Annotated in this window: 14 protein-coding genes; 3 read left to right on the top strand and 11 right to left on the bottom strand. The window is 35.3% G+C overall.

The features are described from left to right. Window positions 1-78: 78 nt before the first annotated feature. The 5 genes from LJE08_RS09020 to LJE08_RS09040 are packed head-to-tail and all read right to left on the bottom strand — an operon-like array spanning window position 79 to window position 4,805. Window positions 79-288, bottom strand: a complete 210-nt coding sequence (locus LJE08_RS09020; RefSeq protein WP_117925723.1) for a hypothetical protein — start codon at window positions 286-288, stop codon at window positions 79-81. 51 nt (window positions 289-339) lie between these two features. Continuing rightward, complete coding sequence (locus LJE08_RS09025) at window positions 340-1,653, bottom strand: MATE family efflux transporter (RefSeq protein WP_217256570.1); 1,314 nt, start codon at window positions 1,651-1,653, stop codon at window positions 340-342. 58 nt (window positions 1,654-1,711) lie between these two features. Further along, window positions 1,712-2,653 (bottom strand): L-lactate dehydrogenase, encoded by a 942-nt coding sequence (locus LJE08_RS09030; RefSeq protein ID WP_118114279.1) that lies wholly within the window; start codon window positions 2,651-2,653, stop codon window positions 1,712-1,714. An 11-nt stretch (window positions 2,654-2,664) separates the two neighbouring features. Then, window positions 2,665-4,023, bottom strand: a complete 1,359-nt coding sequence (locus tag LJE08_RS09035) for a sodium-dependent transporter (protein ID WP_217256569.1) — start codon at window positions 4,021-4,023, stop codon at window positions 2,665-2,667. After that, the gene (locus LJE08_RS09040; RefSeq protein WP_117925726.1) at window positions 4,020-4,805 is read right to left on the bottom strand and encodes a glycosyltransferase family 8 protein; all 786 of its coding nucleotides are present in this window, start codon (window positions 4,803-4,805) and stop codon (window positions 4,020-4,022) included. Before LJE08_RS09040 ends, LJE08_RS09035 begins: the two co-directional genes overlap by 4 nt. A gap of 78 nt (window positions 4,806-4,883) precedes the next feature. Here LJE08_RS09040 and asnA point away from each other — a divergent pair, with 78 nt between their 5' ends. After that, complete coding sequence (gene asnA / locus LJE08_RS09045; RefSeq protein ID WP_186999377.1) at window positions 4,884-5,891, top strand: aspartate--ammonia ligase; 1,008 nt, start codon at window positions 4,884-4,886, stop codon at window positions 5,889-5,891. Window positions 5,892-5,901: 10 nt separating this feature from the next. Here the strand turns inward: asnA and LJE08_RS09050 are convergent, their stop codons facing one another. From LJE08_RS09050 to LJE08_RS09060, 3 genes are read right to left on the bottom strand one after another with little or no spacing between them, the layout of a single operon-like run. Then, entirely contained in the window at window positions 5,902-6,189 is a 288-nt protein-coding gene (locus tag LJE08_RS09050) for a hypothetical protein (protein WP_186999376.1), read from the bottom strand. Between the two features lie 48 nt (window positions 6,190-6,237). Further along, on the bottom strand, window positions 6,238-10,122 hold the full coding sequence (rpoC, locus tag LJE08_RS09055; protein ID WP_227402990.1) for a DNA-directed RNA polymerase subunit beta': 3,885 nt from the start codon (window positions 10,120-10,122) through the stop codon (window positions 6,238-6,240). Between the two features lie 8 nt (window positions 10,123-10,130). Continuing rightward, the gene (locus LJE08_RS09060) at window positions 10,131-14,228 is read right to left on the bottom strand and encodes a DNA-directed RNA polymerase subunit beta (RefSeq protein WP_227402991.1); all 4,098 of its coding nucleotides are present in this window, start codon (window positions 14,226-14,228) and stop codon (window positions 10,131-10,133) included. A gap of 252 nt (window positions 14,229-14,480) precedes the next feature. Between LJE08_RS09060 and LJE08_RS09065 the strand changes: the two genes are divergently transcribed. Beyond that, complete coding sequence (locus LJE08_RS09065) at window positions 14,481-15,188, top strand: hypothetical protein (RefSeq protein WP_227402992.1); 708 nt, start codon at window positions 14,481-14,483, stop codon at window positions 15,186-15,188. Between the two features lie 20 nt (window positions 15,189-15,208). Here the strand turns inward: LJE08_RS09065 and LJE08_RS09070 are convergent, their stop codons facing one another. Both LJE08_RS09070 and LJE08_RS09075 read right to left on the bottom strand, forming a co-directional pair. Beyond that, window positions 15,209-16,510 (bottom strand): DHHW family protein, encoded by a 1,302-nt coding sequence (locus LJE08_RS09070; RefSeq protein ID WP_227402993.1) that lies wholly within the window; start codon window positions 16,508-16,510, stop codon window positions 15,209-15,211. Window positions 16,511-16,519: 9 nt separating this feature from the next. Continuing rightward, window positions 16,520-17,932 (bottom strand): MBOAT family O-acyltransferase, encoded by a 1,413-nt coding sequence (locus LJE08_RS09075; RefSeq protein WP_227402994.1) that lies wholly within the window; start codon window positions 17,930-17,932, stop codon window positions 16,520-16,522. A 152-nt stretch (window positions 17,933-18,084) separates the two neighbouring features. Here LJE08_RS09075 and LJE08_RS09080 point away from each other — a divergent pair, with 152 nt between their 5' ends. Beyond that, window positions 18,085-19,293 (top strand): L-serine ammonia-lyase, iron-sulfur-dependent, subunit alpha, encoded by a 1,209-nt coding sequence (locus tag LJE08_RS09080; protein WP_117926804.1) that lies wholly within the window; start codon window positions 18,085-18,087, stop codon window positions 19,291-19,293. Between the two features lie 30 nt (window positions 19,294-19,323). On the opposite strand, the gene LJE08_RS09085 is transcribed toward LJE08_RS09080, so the two are convergent. Beyond that, window positions 19,324-19,692, bottom strand: a complete 369-nt coding sequence (locus tag LJE08_RS09085) for an ACT domain-containing protein (protein WP_238636002.1) — start codon at window positions 19,690-19,692, stop codon at window positions 19,324-19,326. Window positions 19,693-19,936: the final 244 nt, after the last annotated feature.

Genomic DNA, 19,936 nt, shown 5'->3' on the forward strand with positions numbered 1-19,936 from the left:
ACAATAAAAAGCCTATGCCCTTACGAAAAGGTATAGGCTTTTGTCAACAATCTGAGACCATTTTTTAAAATGGTCCAACTAGTTTTCACTAATTTCTACTTTTACTTTGTGATCCGCTTCCACATCAAAAGTGATTTTTGTGAAGTCATCTAAATGATTTGTGACAATATTATGAACCTGATCAAATACTGCGTCCTCTTTTTCTTCAGACTTGCAATCATATTCAATAGATGTAACTGTGTGTTTTTTTATTTTTACATCTTTTAATTCTTCTAACATTGATTTCATAACTATCTACCTCGATATAAGTCTATCACTTATTAAATTCAGTTGTCAAATTTATGCATGAAGCCAATCTACCCTATGATAATAAATAAAGAACGTGATACTTGATAAAGACCAAGTAATTGGATAAATCCAATATACACACCAAATATTATGCACTAAAGCCCCCATGATTGTAAGACCTGTAACACGCACAAAACACCAACAAACCATCATTACAATCATTGGAACCATTGACTTCCCAGCCCCTCTTAAAATAGCCGACACACAATGTGAATACGCTAATAAACAAAAGAAGAAAGCACTCGTTTGTCCACGCAAAGTACCAAAATGAATAACTTCGGGTGTTGCGTCAAAGGCTGCAACAAACTGAGGACCAAAAACAAAGATGATTACACCAATAATTTCTGCCAAAGTCATCGAGCAAATCATACCAAACTTAGCACCCTTTAAAACACGATCATATTGGCGAGCCCCTAAATTCTGTCCGACAAACGTTGTAAGCGCCATTGTAAAGCTAGTGATCGGCAAGAACGCAAATCCTTCAATCTTAGAATAAGCTCCACATCCAGCCATCGCCATATCGCCAAAAGAGTTGATATTCGATTGAACTACAACATTAGCTAGACCAATAATTGAATTCTGAAATCCACTTGGCAAACCATACTTCAAAATCTCACCTAAAAGCTCTTTATGAATTTTCACTTTAGAAGGAACAATACGATGCGTTCCCTTTGTCGTCAACAATAAATTGAGACAAAGACCTGCTGAAATATATTGCGAAATAATTGTAGCTAAAGCAGCCGATCCAACACCCATCTTAAGTACCGCAATAAAGAATAAGTCTAAGACAACATTCACTACACTTGATACAATCAAATAATATAACGAATGCTTACTATCTCCTACAGCCTGCAATATTCCTACAAAAAAGTTATACATTATCGATCCAAAAGAACCTAAAAAATATATTTTAAAATAAGTTACCGAAGCTGCCATCACACTATCTGGAGTTCCCATCCAACGAAGCAATGTAGGTGTAAAGAAAACACCAATAAGTGTCATAATAAAACTTACAATTAATCCAAACGCAACCGTTGTATGAATCGCATTTTGCATACGCTCTATTTCTCTTGCGCCAAAATAACGCGAAATGACTACACCTGCACCAATCGCAACCCCATTAAAGAAGCCAATCATCAAGAATATAATGTTTCCACTTGAACTCACCGCTGCAAGTGCCTGACTCCCCAAAAAGTTTCCAACAATTAAGGAATCCACAGTATTGTATAATTGCTGAAATAAATTTCCTAATAAAATAGGTAACGCAAAGAAAACCATCTGCTTAGGAATCGATCCAGATGTCATTAACTTTTGTCCTTGTGCCAACCCTAACACCTCCTACACCACTAAAAGAAAAGGAAGCTTAAACTTCCTTGTAAAAACTTTGTAGATGACTACAAGAAGCATCAAACTGCTCTTTTTCTTCTTTTGTCATTTCAATCTCAACAACCTCTTTGACACCTGTCGCATCTAAAATAGCCGGTACACTTGTGAATACACCATCTTGTCCATATTGACCATCTAAATACGTAGAAATAGGAAGTACTACGGATTCATTAAACATCAATGCACGAACAATACGTGTTGTACTTGCGGCAATACCATAACATGTATTTCCTTTACGATTGAAGATTTCCCAACCATCTTTCTTTACCGCTTCATGAATACTTTCAAACATCCCCTCATTCATGCGTGTTGGATTATCTTTAATGATTTGGTAAATGTCTTTACCACCCACACGAACTGTACTCCATGGAATCATTTCACTATCCCCATGTTCACCTAAAACATAAGCATGAATACTCTTTGGATCTACATCAATACAATCAGCAATATGACATTGTAAACGAGCTGAATCTAATAACGTTCCTGAACCAATGATTTGATTTGCTGGTAAACCAGAAACCTTATAAGCCACATAAGTCATAATATCGACTGGATTTGAAACAACTACAATAAACCCATCAAATCCATTTTCTATAGCACTCGAAACAATACTTGTAACAATCTTAGAGCTTGATTTTAAAGCCACTAAACGATCGTTTTCCTTGCCCATTGGAGCACTTGCGGTAATAACCAAAACATCTGCATCTTTGCAGTCTGTATAATCACCTAATTTAATTTCCATATTACGATTCATAAAGGCAATACTATGAATCATATCTAATGTTTCACCTTTAGCCCTTTCTGTATTCATATCAATTAATACAATTTCATCGCAAATCCCTTGATTGATCATGCAAAAAGCTGTACTTGCACCTACATTTCCTGCACCAACAATAACTACTTTTCTCTTTTTAATCATAATGGCTCCTCCTACAAAAATTTAGAGATATATCCCTGTATAAATATTACCAAAATAATGACAGGAATGATATATGAAACATAGAAACCAACTTGTTTAGGAAAAGAAATTCCCTCTCCGCAATTAGCTTCCTTTAAGAAGTTTTTAAATCCCCATCCATATTTAGATGTACAAAACAATACATAGCAAAGTGATCCTAAAGGTAATAGATTATTCGATACAATAAAATCTTCTAAATCTTGAATGGTTGAACCAGCACCTAAAGGTTGAACAAAAGATAATACATTAAATCCTAATGCACATGGTAAAGATAACACAAAAACAAGCACAAAACTTACTTTGATTGTTTTTGAATGAGACCATCCTGTCCATTCCATTGTCATCGTGATGATATTTTCAAATACCGCAATAATTGTAGTTAATGCGGCAAAACTCAAAAACAAAAAGAACAAAGCACCCCAAATATTTCCAAACTGCATATTCACAAAGATATTAGGTAATGTTTGGAAAATCAATCCAGGCCCTTGCCCAGGATCCACATTATACGCAAAACAAGAAGGAATCACAATAAAGCCTGCAACCAATGCAACAAATGTATCTAAACACACAACTGTAATGGCCTCAGATGTTAACTTCTTACCTTTATCAATGTAACTTCCAAATATCGCAATAGCACCAATTCCTAAACTCAAAGTAAAGAAAGCTTGACCCATGGCCGCGAATACGACATCCGATACATTTTGCATCTTTGAAAAATCAGGCAACAAGTAAAACTTTACGCCCTCCATAGCCCCTGGCAAAATGAGTGAACGAACAGCTAGCACAAGCATCAACGCCAATAAACTCAACATCATATACTTTGATACTTTTTCCACACCATTCTGCAAGCCTTTTGAACAAATGAAAAAACCAATACAAACAACTAGAAACATCATACCTACTTGAATCAAGGGATTTGACAACATTAAGCCAAATTCGTTATTAATTTGCCCAACATTTAATCCATTAAAATCCCCTATCAACATTTTGTAGAAATAATAAAACAACCATCCACAAACCGAAGTATAAAACATCATCAGTATATAATTTCCTGCCATTGCCACATACTTCATAAAATGCCATTTTGTTCCTTTTGGCTCTAATACATCAAAAGAAAGTGCTGCACTTTTTTGACTGGCACGTCCTACCGAATACTCCATAACCATAACTGGCAATCCTAATATGACTAGAAAAAATAAATATATCAAGACAAATGCAGCACCTCCATATTGTCCTACAATATATGGAAAGCGCCAAACATTGCCAATTCCTATTGCGCATCCTGCGCTAATTAAAATAAATCCTAAACGATTTGAAAACCTATCTCTCATTTTTCCAACTCCCTATAAAAACAATCTAAACATCCTATATATTTACCTTTCCAAGGCTTCATTCTTCCGCAATAATGTATGATAACACTATTCTGTTTCACCCAATCAAGATCTATCCTACTTCTTGGATTTCTTAGATTATAGAAATTCATCATTCTCTCACTCAAATTATATTTACGAGAATCTACTAGTTTTGTCTTATCTCCATATAATGCCGTCAATACATCTTGATCAAAAAGTACAAGATTTTTCTTATGTGCATTCACATAATTTAAAATATCTTGCTTATTTAATTGTTTACGCAATAATTCTAAATTCATCAACAAAACCCCAGTATTGATATATGGTACATCCTCTTTTAGCCCTAATCTTTTCGCATTTAAATGCGTCATACGCTCATTTACATGACTCGAAGCGATATAAAAATTACCTTCAAAATCCATGTTATACAATTCCCTTAAACTTTGAATCACAACAATATCCACATCCAAGTAAAGAATTCGATCCAATGTCTTAGGCAACAAATCCGAAGCGAATAATCGATAATAAATTTCTAGAGGATATCGAGATGAAATAGGAAACCCCTTAAATTCTTCTTCCTTTACTTCTATAAAATGAAAAGTACATTCAAAAAAAGAACGTCTTAAATCATACATGTGTTTTTGATTTAAGTCATGATGCAAAATATAGAAATCAATATTTTTGTCAAACCGAATGATGGAACGTATACATGTCTTTGTCAAATCTATGAATTTTGCGTTAATTGAAAATAGAATATTCATAAAATGATTTTATCACAAAATAAATTGAAAATCTTTTCATATTTTGTGATACAATACTTACATTAAGGAGATGAAAGTATGAAACTTATTATACCTAAAAACTACGATCCAGTATTAACTGTTAGAGAGACACAAGAAGCTATTAAATATATCCGTGATACATTTCAATATGAATTTGGTAAAGAATTAAATTTATCAAGAATTTCAGCACCCTTATATGTTACACAAAGTTCTGGTTTAAACGACAACTTAAATGGTACAGAAAAACCCGTATCTTTTACCATGAACGAACTTCCTGGTGAACAAATGGAAGTTGTGCACTCTTTAGCAAAATGGAAACGTATGGCTTTAAAGCAATATGGCTTTAAATTACATGAAGGCTTATATACAAATATGAATGCCATTCGTAAAGATGAAGAATTAGATAACATTCATTCTACTTATGTCGATCAATGGGATTGGGAAAAAATCATTTCTAAAAATGAACGCACAAAAGAAACATTAGTACAACATGTACGTACTATCTTTAAAGTCATCAAGCATATGGAACATGAAGTTTGGTACAAATACCCTCAGGCAGTTAATCATTTACCTGATGAAATTTTCTTTATCACAACTCAGGAACTATTAGATATGTATCCAAATATGAACGCAAAGGAAAGAGAAAATGCCATCACAAAAGAACATGGTTGCGTATTTGTGATGCAAATTGGTGATAAATTATCAAACAATGAAAAACACGATGGTCGAGCCCCAGACTATGATGACTGGACACTAAATGGAGATATCCTATTCTGGTATGAACCACTACAAAGTGCTCTAGAAATCTCTTCTATGGGAATTCGAGTGGATGAAGATACATTATTAGAACAATTGAAAAAAGAAAACTGTTTGGAAAGATGCGAATTACCTTTCCATAAAGCCATTCTAAATAAAGAATTACCATACACTTTAGGCGGAGGAATCGGTCAATCCAGACTATGTATGCTTCTACTTAAAAAAGCACATATCGGAGAAGTCCAGGCAAGCTTATGGCCTGAAGACATGGTCGATACATGTTTAAAAAATAATATTCAAATTTTGTAGGACAATTGTCCTACTTTTTTATTATAGTGGCATTGGAATTGGATATATAATTCTCATACTTTAAATCTGGCAATTCACATCCATAAACTGAAATGTTTCCGTCACAAACAATGATAGATCCGTCTGTATTTTCTTGGTATCCATCATATATAAAGGCACCTGAAAACAATAAGCCATCCATTATGTTATGTTTAATATCAATATTATCACATATTACACTAACAGTACATTGATCTTTCTTTGTGCTGCTTTTTAAATATGTGTAATACGCTCTACCTAAATTAAAATATTTTTCCATTTTTACTCCTAAAGAAAAGGAATAGGTATCTACCTACTCCTTATATTCTTATTCTTCAGATTGGATATCCATTGAATTATTGTCTGCAGTATCTGCATCTTGTAAAATTGATTCTTCTACTGAAGCTTCTACACTATCCATCATATCTCTATCATCAGAGCCTGATACTAGTTTGTCGAACTCTTCATCATGAACTTCTTTCATACGTGCAATACGTTTGTCACGAAGTTCTTTAGCCTTTTCTGCAACAATTAGATTTTGTGGACGATCTCCCTGGCATCCAGTACCTGCAGGAATCAGCTTACCAATAATAACATTTTCTTTCAAACCGATTAAGTGGTCAACTTTACCCTTAATAGTCGCATCTGTAAGAACCTTTGTAGTTTCCTGGAATGAAGCAGCTGATAAGAAGGAATCTGTTTCAACAGAAGACTTAGAAATACCTAATAATATTGGTTTGAATGTAGCAGGAGTTTTACCGCTTAACAATGCGTTACGATTGATTTTTGTGATGTAATTCAATGATAATTGAACACCAACATTTAAATCAGTATCTCCACTATCTACAATGATTACTTTCTTCATCATCTGTTTGATCATTACTTCCAAGTGCTTATCACTAATTTCGATACCTTGGCTTTGGTATACTTTCTTAACCTCCTTCAAGATATAGTCTTGAACTTCACGTACACCAGCAACACGTAATAATTCTTTTGGATCTAATGGACCTTCAGTCAACGCAACACCGGCTTCAATCTTTGCACCGACTTGAACCCATGGACGCATAGACTGGTTCGCGTTGATTTTATGAGAAACACTTTCGTGTTCGTTTGTGATAATAACTTCTTGGCGCATTGTTCCTTCAATACGTTCAATTGAAGTAATTTCACCTGAAATCTGAGCAATTACCGCAACACCTTTTGGACAACGAGCTTCGAATAATTCTTCAACACGAGGCAAACCTTGAGTGATATCTTCTGCACCGGCACCGGCAACACCACCTGTATGGAATGTACGCATTGTTAACTGTGTACCTGGTTCACCAATTGATTGAGCCGCCATGATACCAATAGCTTCACCAACTTCAACGTCTTTACCAGTAGCCATGTTACGTCCATAACATTTACGACAAATACCTAAACGGGACTTACAAGTAAATACAGAACGGATATACATACCTGTAACACCTGCATCTACAATTTTCTTAGCAAGTTCATCAGTGATGAATTCATCACTCGCAATAATTATTTCACCTGTCTTTGGATCTGTTACATCTTGTTTAGAATAACGACCAACTAAACGATCTTGTAATGGTTCGATAACAGAGTTTGTTTTACGATCCATTAATGTTTCGATCCAGTACCCCTTATCTGTACCACAATCATCTTCTTTGATAATTACATCTTGGGCAACATCAACCAAACGACGAGTTAAGTAACCAGATTCGGCTGTCTTTAAGGCAGTATCTGTAAGACCTTTACGCACACCGTGAGTCGAGATAAAGAACTCACTTACGTTCAATCCTTCACGGAAACAAGAGTAGATAGGAACTTCTATGATGGTTGGTACATATTCACCAGCACCAGCTTTAGCGTGGCCAGGTTTTGCCATTAAGCCACGCATACCAGCTAACTGAGTAAAGTTTGACGCGTTACCACGAGCACCAGAAGTCGCCATCATGTTGATTGGGTTTTTACGAGGCAAGTTTTTCATCAATGATGTTACAATCTTGTCTTTTTGATCATCCCACATCTTAGATAAGTGACGTTCCCATTCTTCCATTGTCAACATACCTTTACGTTGTAAGTGTTTCAACTGATCGGCTTTAACACGACCCTCATCGATATATTCATCTTTGTGAGGAGCCACTTCGATATCTGACAAGGCAACTGTAATACCAGCTACTGTTGAATATTCAAATCCTAAAGATTTGATTTGGTCAAGAATTTCAGCAGTTTGATCCGCATCATAACGTTTGAAGACTTCGGCAATAACTTTACCTAAATCTTTTTTCTTAACCGCTTCAACTAAAGGCATAGCTTCGATGTATTCTTTAATGTTTTGTCCTGGAGCAATAAAGTATTTATCAGGAGTACTAATAAAGTTTTCTTTTGATACCTCATTAATATATGGGAAATCTTCAGGGAACATTGAGTTGAACACAATCTTACCAACTGTTGTAATTAAATAATCATTTTTATGTTTTTCATCAAACGATGTTTTATGCATATTGCATACAGGCAATGCGATACGAGTGTGAAGATGAACTTGTTTCGACTGGTATGCCATCATAACTTCATCTTCATCTGTGTATACATGCCCTTCACTTTCACCAAAACGGTGCCAGTGAGCTGCTTCTAATGGGCAGCCAACTTCTTCGTAGTGTTTAGCTTCTGCAAAGAATTCTTCTTTTGTTTCTTCCATTGTTAAATAGAAGTTACCCATAACCATATCCTGTCCTGGCGTAACGATAGGTTTACCATCTTTAGGACCTAAGATATTGTGAGAACCAAGCATCATAACTAATGCTTCAGCACGAGCTTCTTCTCCTAATGGAACGTGGATGGCCATCTGGTCACCATCGAAGTCGGCGTTGAACGCAGTACATACTAATGGGTGAAGACGCATTGCACGTCCTTCTACTAATTTAGGCAAGAAGGCCTGAATACCCAAACGGTGTAATGTAGGTGCACGGTTCATTAATACAGGATATCCGTCGATTACAGTTTCAACAACGTCCCAGATACGAGGATCACGACGTTCGATTAATTTTTCTGCATTTTTAGGATTTTGTGCTAATCCTTGGTTTACGATTTCATTAATGATAAATGGTTTAAACAAGTTAACTGCCATTTCACGTGGAATACCACATTGGTACATTTTCAAATCTGGTCCAACGGCAATTACAGAACGACCAGAGAAGTCAACACGCTTACCTAATAAGTTCTGACGGAAACGACCTTGTTTACCTTTTAATGAATGAGACAATGATTTTAATGCACGTCCACCAGCACCTGTAATTGGTTTTGAACGACGACCATTGTCAATTAAAGCATCTACAGATTCCTGTAACATACGCTTTTCGTTTTGAACGATAATATTTGGAGTACCCAAATCTAACAATTTACGTAAACGATTGTTACGAGTGATAACACGACGATATAAGTCGTTCAAATCACTTGTCGCAAAACGACCACCATCCAATTGAAGCATTGGACGTAAATCAGGTGGTATTACCGGAATGTTAGTCAGAATCATCCATTCTGGTAAGTTTTCACTATTACGGAATGCATTGATTGTATCCAAACGTTTGATTAATTTCTTACGTTTTTCACCTTGTGCTTTTTCAAGCGCATCCTGTACTTCTTGATATTCAGATTCTAAATCAACATCTTGTAATAAACGTAGTACGGCTTCAGCACCTGTTTGAGCTGTAAATCCTGTTGAACCATAAATAGCTTGGTTTTCACGGAATTCACGTTCAGAAAGAATTTGTTTGTAAGCTAAACCAGATTCTTTTGGATCCGTAACAATATAGCTTACGAAATATACAACTTCTTCCAATTGTTTTGGTGTTACATCCAACAACAATGCCATACGGCTAGGAATACCACGTAAGTACCAAATATGAGCTACTGGTGCAGCTAAGTGGATGTGGCCCATACGCTCACGTCTTACGCTTGCTTTTGTGATTTCTACACCACAACGGTCACATACAACACCTTTAAAACGTACTTTTTTATATTTACCACAAGCACATTCCCAGTCCTTAGTTGGACCGAAAATGCGTTCGCAGAATAAACCATCACGTTCTGCTTTTTGTGAACGATAGTTAATTGTCTCAGGCTTTGTTACTTCACCATGACTCCATTTTAAAATCGTTTCTGGACTCGCTAAGCGAACCTGAATCGAGGCAAAATTGTTAATACTCATATTTTATACTACGCCTCCTCTTCTTCGTTATTTTCTTCTTCAATATCGTCTACTAGCTCTTCCTTTTGTGTTTGTTCTGGTAAAGGTTGAGCTGGATGAACGTCCTGGTCATCATCATCTAATGTGATGTCAACCTCGTTATTGTTTTCATCTAACAAACGAATATCGATTGCTAAACCTTGTAATTCGTGCATCAATACACGGAATGATTCTGGAACACCTGGTTCTGGAATATCTTTACCTTTAATGATGGCTTCATAAGTCTTGATACGACCTTGAATATCATCCGATTTGATTGTCAAGATTTCTTGTAATGTGTGGGCAGCACCATATGCTTCCAATGCCCAAACTTCCATTTCTCCAAATCTTTGACCACCATTTTGAGCTTTACCTCCCAATGGCTGCTGAGTAACTAAAGAATATGGACCTGTAGCACGAGCATGTAGTTTATCGTCAACCATGTGAGCCAACTTAATCATGTACATTACACCGACACTAATACGTTCATCGAATGGTTGTCCAGTTTGACCATCATATAATACCTGTTTTCCATCGACAGTCATGCTTGCTTCGCGCATTACATCTTGTAAGTCTTCATTTGATAAACCATCAAATACAGAAGTAGAGAATTTAACACCTAATTTACGAGCAGCGTAACCTAAGTGGATTTCTAAGATCTGTCCGATGTTCATACGTGAAGGTACACCGAATGGGTTCAACAAGATATCAACTGGATGTCCATCAGCCATAAATGGCATATCTTCGATAGGTAAAATCTTAGAGATGACACCTTTGTTACCGTGACGACCAGACATCTTATCGCCTTCAGAAATCTTACGTTTCTGAACGATATATACTTTAACACGCATATTTACTCCAGGAGGAAGATCCGATCCATCTCCACGTTTAAATACACGAATAGAATGAACAATACCAGCACCACCATGAGGTACTTTCAATGAATTGTCACGAACTTCACGTGATTTTTCACCAAAGATTGCCAATAATAATTTTTCTTCAGGACTAACTTCACTTTGTCCTTTTGGAGTAACCTTACCAACTAAGATATCTCCTTCTTTAACTTCGGCACCCACCATGATGATACCATTTGAATCTAACTTACGAACTGCTGCTTCACCAACGTTAGGAATATCACGAGTGATTTCTTCTGGACCTAACTTAGTTTCACGACAGTCAATATCATATTCTTCTACGTGGATTGAAGTATATACATCATCACTAACCATACGTTCTGACATGATAATGGCATCCTCGTAGTTATATCCATGCCATGTTGTATATGCAATAACAGCGTTTTGACCTAAAGCCAATTCTCCATTTTGCATACTTGGACCATCAGCTAAGATATCGCCTTTTTCAACCTTTTCACCAACTTCTACAATTGGACGTTGATTGATACAAGTGCTTGCGTTTGAACGAGCAAACTTACGTAATTGATAAGTGTGGTTTTCACCTTCATTATCTTTAACTACAATACGCAAACCATCTACATATTCAACTACACCATCTTGTTTTGCGACAATACCAACACCTGAATCCTTAGCAATTTTATATTCAATACCAGTACCTACATAAGGTGAATGAGGAACTAATAATGGAACGGCCTGACGCTGCATGTTGGCACCCATTAAGGCACGAGACGCGTCATCGTTTTCCAAGAATGGGACACAGGCAGTCGCTACAGATACAATCTGTTTTGGACTGACGTCGGCAAGTTCTACTTCGTTACGATCAGCGATGATAGTTTCACCAGCCTTACGAGCTACAACACGTTCATTTACTAAATGACCATCGCGAACCTCATTGGCCTGAGCGATTACATAATCTGCTTCTTCATCAGCGCTTAAGTAAACTGTATCTTCACTAACAGTACCATCCGCATTTACCTTACGGTAAGGCGTTTGAATAAATCCATATTCATTGATACGAGCATATGTAGTTAGGTTATTGATCAAACCGATGTTTGGCCCTTCTGGCGTTTCGATTGGACAAATACGACCATAGTGAGAGTTGTGAACGTCACGTACTTCGAAACTTGCACGGTCACGACTGATACCACCTGGACCTAAGGCTGAAATACGACGTTTATTTGTCAACTCAGCTAGAGGGTTTTGTTGATCCATGAACTGTGATAACTGTGAACTAGAGAAGAATTCTTTAATTGCAGCTGTCAAAGGACGAATGTTTGTCAATTTTCTAGGAGTTAAGCTATCCATTTCTTGAATTGACATACGTTCTTTAACGACACGTTCCATACGAGATAAACCAATACGGAACTGGTTCTGAATCAATTCACCAACAGAGCGAATACGACGGTTACCTAACATATCGATATCATCTGTTGTTCCTACACCTTCCATAACGTTTAAGCTATATGAGAAGAATGCATACATATCTGAAACTGTAATTGTGTGTTTATTTGCGAATGGGTCATTTCCAGCAACACGGACTTCATCCCCATTATTGTCAATAATATATAATTCTTGAACACATGCACCAATCAACCATGCTGTGATATCTTCACTTAAAGCACGTTGTTTAACTTGTGTTTCAACATCACTATCGATAGCATCTGGACTTACACCAACCATATAACGGTTCGCAACTAATTCCATATCTGCATCAACAATATCTTCACCTTGAGCATTTGTTAAACGTCCAAGAGCATATAAACGTTGACCATAGTTAAATACAGAATCCATATTTTCGGCTGTTAATTTAACTGGTTGTGCAAACAATCCTGCAAAAATATCAACATTTTCAACAGCCTTTTGGATTGCTAAAACATCTTGTTCAGTTAATACTGTACCAACATCTAAATAAGCATCTTCTGTTTCAACATCACTAGCTAATACACGACCAATTAATCCTGTAGTCCAGCTTGTTGGAATTGAAACGATATCTTCTTCATGGAATTCTGAGCGGAATGGATAAGCGACACAATAAGTACCCTTAGCCAATTCTTCACGTAATGCATTTCTTTCATCACGGTGAACCATAGTACCTTTTTCCATGAATACGTTGCCATTTACATCAACAATATCATGAGCAAGTGTCATACCTGCCATACGATCAATCGCATTTAATTTCTTACGTAATTTATAACGACCAGCTTTTGTCAAGTCATAACGACGGTGATCAAAGAATTTAGCTTGCATCAAAGTGATTGATCCATCTAATGTAGGGATTTCATCACTTCTTTGATTTTCATAGAAAGAAAGTAACGCTTCCTGCGTTGTTTTTACTTTATCGTTCAATAAAGTGTTTTCGATTTCTTCATATTTACCGAAGAAAGCAGTATACAACAACAAATACATATTCATGTATTCGCGATCTTCTGCATCTGTAGCTACATCAGACCAGTTACGTCCCATTGCACGAAGGAATGTTTCCATCATTGATGTATCGTGAGTATCTTCGTTCACTCCGATATTCAAAGACATACCAATCGCCTTGAATAAAATACTGAATAATACTTTACGGCGACGGTCAATAGAAACATTAATTAAACGTCCGTTTGTAGTTTTCTTTTGTTCAGTCATAAACTCTAACCAAGTACCACGACTTGGAATTAATTCACAGCTATAGTTTTGTTTACCAGTTTTTTCATCATAACTGTCCGCAAAATATGCTCCTGGAGAACGTACGATCTGACTAACGATTACACGTTCTGCACCATTGATGATGAATGTACCAGTTTCTGTCATTAAAGGGAAATCCCCTAAATATACTTCTTCACTCTTAGTTACAACTTCCCCAGTTTCTGAGTCTGTAACTTCTAATTCCATATCTGCATATAGAGGTGCTGCAAAGTTGCATTCTCTATACATAGATTCTTCTGCGTTATATTTTGGTTCTTCAAAATGATAACGAAGGAAATTTAAGCGAATGTTTTTTCCATAGTTTTCAATTGGATAGATTTCTTCAAATACTTCTTGGATACCTTGTTGCGTAAACCATTTAAATGAATCTGTCTGGATTTCGACAAGATTAGGTAACTCTAATTTACCACTAACCTTTGAGTAATCTCGGCGGGAAGATTTTTTTCCACACGAGACAATACGATATGCTTTGTTGTTGTCCATGCATGCCATCCTTTCGTTCGAATTTGTACTATACTAGGTGGTTTTCACCTGAAAACACACACTATTATGCAATTTATTATACTACTAGTAAAACCACCAAATGTCAATAAAAACTTGACAAAATTTAAAAAATGAGTTATAAATATTGCCTATCCTTTTTCAGCACCTGCACAAAGTAGGTGCTTTTTCATTTATCCATTTTGACATTCCCTTTAATTGTGCATACAATATAAACGTTTAAAGGAGTTCCGAATGAAAAAATTTTTAACCCTAATTATAACTTGTTTTTTATCGCTTAGCCTTGCAGGATGTTCAAACTCAAAAAACAATGATGACATCCTTACATTCTTTGATGCATTAGGTAATACATTAAATCTAAAAAGCGCCCAAATCAGTGGAACATTGGATATGAAAGATTCAAAAATGAATATTGATGCACAAATTCTTCAAAAAGAAGATCTACAAGTTGCTACTTCAATAGGTTTAGTTGCAGGCGATCATGTGAAAAATAATTTTTTAAACTTTTACATTAAAGATGGAAAAACATATTTAAATTCTATGGGTACAAAAACCCAAAGTACAGTCGATAAGATCGGACTTAAAAAGAATTCAAAATTAAATACATACAACCCATTTCTAGATTTAACTGACGATCAATTATGCAAATTATTTGATTCCTCTAAAAAAGAAAATGATACCTACACATTTAAAGTCAATACAAGCAAATTAGCAACACTACTCGATAACATGGGATCCGTTAAACTAGATCATGCTACACTTGTTGCAACCATCAAAAACGAAAAAATCTCACACATGATTTTAAGCTTTACAGGTAAACAAACCGTAGATAAAGCAAGTGCAGATATTGATATTTCAATCGAACTTAGCATCAAAAAATTAAATAAAATCAATTTTCCAAATGATTTAGATTCATATGCAAAAGAAACTGCAGAAGATTAATTCCTCTGCAGTCTTTTTATTTATTCTCCAGCACGTGATAATTGATCATATGTAGATGCAACTTGCGTACTACCAATTATTGAAATATTATTTTCAAAAATGACATCATCGATTTTGTTTTCTTTACAGAAATCCACAATATTCATAGTTAAACATCTAAAGTCAGCTATATACACAGTCTTGTAATGATCCACCAAGAACGGTGCAAAACTGTTACCAAACGATTCTTTAATCAATAAAACCGACTTGCCTTTTTCCTTTGTTGGATTTTTAATCACACTCAACGGATTATCTCCACCAATAAAACAATAGTAACCTGACCCTTCTGACCAATCACTTACATCCGCGATTACGTTGTAGTTAGTCTCATTTCCATTTTCATCCCAATATACCATATCATTTGTCGCATGTGGAATATACGCATCCACATAATCTGGATTAGCCTCCATTTCTGGAAGACGCAATTGATCATATGCCGTACCAAGGAATGGTTCAAACCTCTTTGTTTCAAAACTATCTAATTCTTCTGGTTTCCAGCCTTTTTCTTTACAAAATGCTTTGTATGCCTGATAAGCTCCTAAAGCAGTCCAGTGGTGATCTGTTCTAAAATATAGATATTGATCTTTGGCCTTTTCAATATAAGAATAGTCATCAATTCCAGTCACCTTCTTATAATTCTTATAATAATAATTAATAGCCTGTTTCATATCGGAACCACCTAATTTTTTCAATTCATCATCAGGCAGAACAATCGAGTTATTTGGAATCAATAATGAATAAACTTTCGATGTTCCTTTTAGTCGCTTTGCAAAACGATTCATGGCATTAATATATAAATCTGCTGAATCCTGAACAAAATAATACATACTATATGCAGCACCATTTTTTACATACAAATTTGATAAAATTTGGTTTTGCATATCCTCATCAAATGAATAATCTTCAGGAACTGGAACAGGTTCTACTTTTTTTGTTTTTTTCTTTTTTGTAGGAATCTTATCCGCCTCTTTTTTTGTTCCAACCATCATAGTCTTTTGGCGAACTCCATAAACATTTTTCATCTCTTGAGATAAATTCATCAACGAATCTCTCATTGGATATGTATCTGCATACCAAATCGAAATATCGCTAAAATATTGCCCATTCAAAAACGTTGCCATCGTGAACTTTGGAAATTCTGTTAGCTTTCTTTTTTCTAAATCACTTGTCGCAGGTCTAACAAAAAATGCAGCACCTGTAATACAACCTGTAAACATCAAGCATAAGCATAAAATAACAGCTACTAGTTTAGTCAAAATTTTAAATTGTTTTTTCTGTTTCATAACTACCCCCTAAAATTGGAAATACAAGAACGGATTGTAACTGTTCCCCAATAAAGCCAAAAACGAAACAAACATCAATGTGAATGGTACAATCGCAGCGAAAATAGAATATAGAACCATTACCACATTATCTGTATTTGATTTCTTCACCAAATATTTATGTAATGATTTTCCTAAAGTGGTACATGCTAACATTGAGAAAATCAAGAAGAAAACATTACTTAAGAATATAGTTTTAACTTCCATACTATAGAATCCAGAAACACCAATTCCAAATAATCCTAATAATACAGCCCCTAATTGTGATAAATCAGAATATTTAAAAATGATCCATCCAAAGAATATAACGAGCAATGTGTAAACACGTTTCCATATATCTGGCATTCGATCTTTTATATAAAATTTTTCCAATAAAAGGAAACATAGATAATATAAACCCCATAAAATGAAATTCCAGCTAGCTCCATGCCACATCCCAGTTAAAAACCATACCACAAACATATTACGGATCCATTTTTTCTTGCTACAACGATTTCCGCCCAATGGAATATATACATAGTCTCTAAAAAATGAACTTAAAGAAATATGCCATCTACGCCAAAAATCTTGAACACTTTTTGCGATATATGGATAGTTAAAGTTTTCTAAATAATGAAAGCCAATCATCCTTCCCATTCCAATGGCCATATCAGAATATGCTGAGAAATCCAAATAAATTTGTAGCATATAACAAATCATAGATAGCCAAATTCCCAGAACCGATTGATTATGAATGGCATCTAATCCTCCTGGTAATAATGTATCTGCAATAGAAGCACACGAATTGGCTAAAATTGCTTTTTTAGCTAATCCAATACTAAATCTTCGAAACCCATAAAATACGTCTTCAAACGAGACTTTTCTGTTATCAATTTCATTTTGAACTGTTTCATAACGAACAATAGGCCCTGCAATACATTGATGAAATAAACTAGAATACAATAATAACTTCCAATAATCTTGTTGTGGTGATACCTCTTTTTTATATACATCAACAACATATGACAACAATTGAAATGTATAAAACGAAATACCAATCGGTAAAACAATAGTTGGAATCTTATCAGGCCAATGTATAAAAAACTTTAAGTTATTTAAAAAGAAACCTGTATATTTGAAAATCGCCAACAATCCAAGTAAACAACAACACGCAAGAATTAAATAGAGCTTTGATTTTTTTGAATCACTCATTTTCAAAGCAAAATACCAACTAATAAAAGTTTCCAACATCAACAATAATAAATATTTTGGTCCCCCCCATGCATAGAAAATTAGACTTGATATCAACAAAACCAAATTCTTTTTTCCATTGGGTGCAAAAAAATATACAACCAGATGTGGAGTAAAAAATGCGAATACAAACAACAAACTAGAAAATACCACAATTATCTCCCTTTCCCCTTATAGCGCTACTACTAGCACTCTATATTTTAACACAAACAAATCTTAATAATTATTAATAAATATATAATTTTTTAATATCCCTTTTTAAAAAAATACAATATAATATATTAAGATTCTGAAAGGAAAATAACATGCAAAGTATTAAGACAATTTATAAAATCGGACCAGGTCCAAGCAGTTCACACACATTTGGTCCAATGATGGCTTCTAAATATATCAATGAACAGTATCCAGAAGCTACAAACTTCAAAATTACATTATTTGGTTCTTTAGCACTTACAGGAAAAGGGCACCTTACAGACAAAATTATATTAAAAACGTTAGGCACTAGTAAATGCGAGATCATTTTTGATATGAAAACCCCTGTTGAACACCCAAACACAATGATCATTGAAGTATTTGACAAGGATACAAAAATTGCAAAACATACATTCGTATCAATTGGTGGCGGTAAAATAGAAATCGATGGAAAAAAAGGAAATGTAGACCCAGAAATTTATCCACACACAAAGATGGATGATATTCAAGTCTATTGTAATGAACGTCATTTACGTTTAGACCAATATATCGATGAAGTAGAAGATTCTGATTTTGACTCTTACATGAATCAAATCTTCAAACAAATGTTAAAAACAGTTAATACCGGGTTAAAGAAGACTGGTGTTTTACCTGGAAGCTTAAAAATTGATCGAGTAGCCCATGCATTACACCAATCCGCACAAAGTTGTAGTGATATTCAAGATAAAAACAGTTTATTACTAAGTAGCTATGCCTATGCAGCCAACGAACAAAATGCCAGTGGAGGTATTGTCGTAACAGCTCCGACCATGGGTAGCTGTGGCGTTTTACCAAGTCTTGTATATCATTTCTATCACGATCAAAAATATCCTAAAAAAACAATTATCCAAGGACTTAAAGTCGCTGGATTGATTGGAAATCTAATTCAGACAAACGCAACCATCTCAGGTGCCAAAGCTGGATGTCAAGCAGAAGTTGGTGCTGCCTGCTCTATGGGCGCTGCTTTTGTCGCTTATTGTCAACTTCAAAACAACGAACAAATTGAATGTGCTGCTGAAATTGGATTAGAACACCATCTAGGACTTACATGCGATCCAGTTGGCGGATACGTAATGATTCCTTGTATTGAAAGAAATGCAATAGCTGCACAAAGAAGCGTGGATGCTGCAAGACTTGCCAAATATTTGCGTAACGTAAAAAAGAATCGTGTTAGTTTTGATATGGTTGTACAAACCATGAATCTAACAGGAAAGAAACTTCCAATTGAACTAAAAGAAAGTGCACTAGGCGGATTAGCCGTTGTTGTACCTGAAAAAGCATAAAGGCCTAATTCATATGAATTAGACCTTTTTCTATTTATCACGAACGAAGCACTCTAATACTTTATAGCCTTTACGCTCTAAATCTGCTTGTAAATCATCTGGTTCAATAGTATCACAACGAATAACCAGATTGGCAATTCCATCCTCAAAAGAATACACACCAATATGATTGATATTCACTTTATTTTCAGCAATAATTTCCGACAGCTTACCAATCGCACCAATTTCATCTTTTACGACAACCGTAATTCTTGAACCCACTTCATCCCATCCAAGAACATTCAAGAAACATTTAAACACATCATTCTGCGTTACAATACCTGTAACTTCGCCAGAAGCATTTGTGACCGGCAAACATCCAATGTTGTTTTTCAACATTTTCTGTGTTGCATATTCCATCAATTCATTTTCATCGACAGAAATGACGTTTTTACCACCACTGTGCTTACAGTCGTTTCTGACAATAAATAATTTAATTCATATATGCTTAAGCTCGTCGCATTCGTTGTACCCGAATTAGAAATCATACCTTCTGTAATCAATCCAACAAGTTTTCCTTTTTCAACAACAGGAACACGGTGAATCCCAATGTCATTAAGTTAAGAAATGACGGCTTTGAGGGGAACATAAAAAAATGTGCTCC

Source organism: Holdemanella sp. DFI.5.55 (assembly GCF_020593575.1).
GTDB lineage: Bacteria > Bacillota_I > Bacilli_A > Erysipelotrichales > Erysipelotrichaceae > Holdemanella > Holdemanella hominis.

Bases quoted from the DNA above. Each gene is read 5' to 3' on its own strand.
- LJE08_RS09020 (WP_117925723.1), bottom strand. From the start codon at position 288: ATGAAATCAATGTTAGAAGAATTAAAAGATGTAAAAATAAAAAAACAC.
- LJE08_RS09025 (WP_217256570.1), bottom strand. From the start codon at position 1,653: ATGACATCTGGATCGATTCCTAAGCAGATGGTTTTCTTTGCGTTACCT.
- LJE08_RS09030 (WP_118114279.1), bottom strand. From the start codon at position 2,653: ATGATTAAAAAGAGAAAAGTAGTTATTGTTGGTGCAGGAAATGTAGGT.
- LJE08_RS09035 (WP_217256569.1), bottom strand. From the start codon at position 4,023: ATGAGAGATAGGTTTTCAAATCGTTTAGGATTTATTTTAATTAGCGCA.
- LJE08_RS09040 (WP_117925726.1), bottom strand. From the start codon at position 4,805: ATGAATATTCTATTTTCAATTAACGCAAAATTCATAGATTTGACAAAG.
- asnA (WP_186999377.1), top strand. From the start codon at position 4,884: ATGAAACTTATTATACCTAAAAACTACGATCCAGTATTAACTGTTAGA.
- LJE08_RS09050 (WP_186999376.1), bottom strand. From the start codon at position 6,189: ATGGAAAAATATTTTAATTTAGGTAGAGCGTATTACACATATTTAAAA.
- rpoC (WP_227402990.1), bottom strand. From the start codon at position 10,122: ATGAGTATTAACAATTTTGCCTCGATTCAGGTTCGCTTAGCGAGTCCA.
- LJE08_RS09060 (WP_227402991.1), bottom strand. From the start codon at position 14,228: ATGGACAACAACAAAGCATATCGTATTGTCTCGTGTGGAAAAAAATCT.
- LJE08_RS09065 (WP_227402992.1), top strand. From the start codon at position 14,481: ATGAAAAAATTTTTAACCCTAATTATAACTTGTTTTTTATCGCTTAGC.
- LJE08_RS09070 (WP_227402993.1), bottom strand. From the start codon at position 16,510: ATGAAACAGAAAAAACAATTTAAAATTTTGACTAAACTAGTAGCTGTT.
- LJE08_RS09080 (WP_117926804.1), top strand. From the start codon at position 18,085: ATGCAAAGTATTAAGACAATTTATAAAATCGGACCAGGTCCAAGCAGT.
- LJE08_RS09085 (WP_238636002.1), bottom strand. From the start codon at position 19,692: ATGGAATATGCAACACAGAAAATGTTGAAAAACAACATTGGATGTTTG.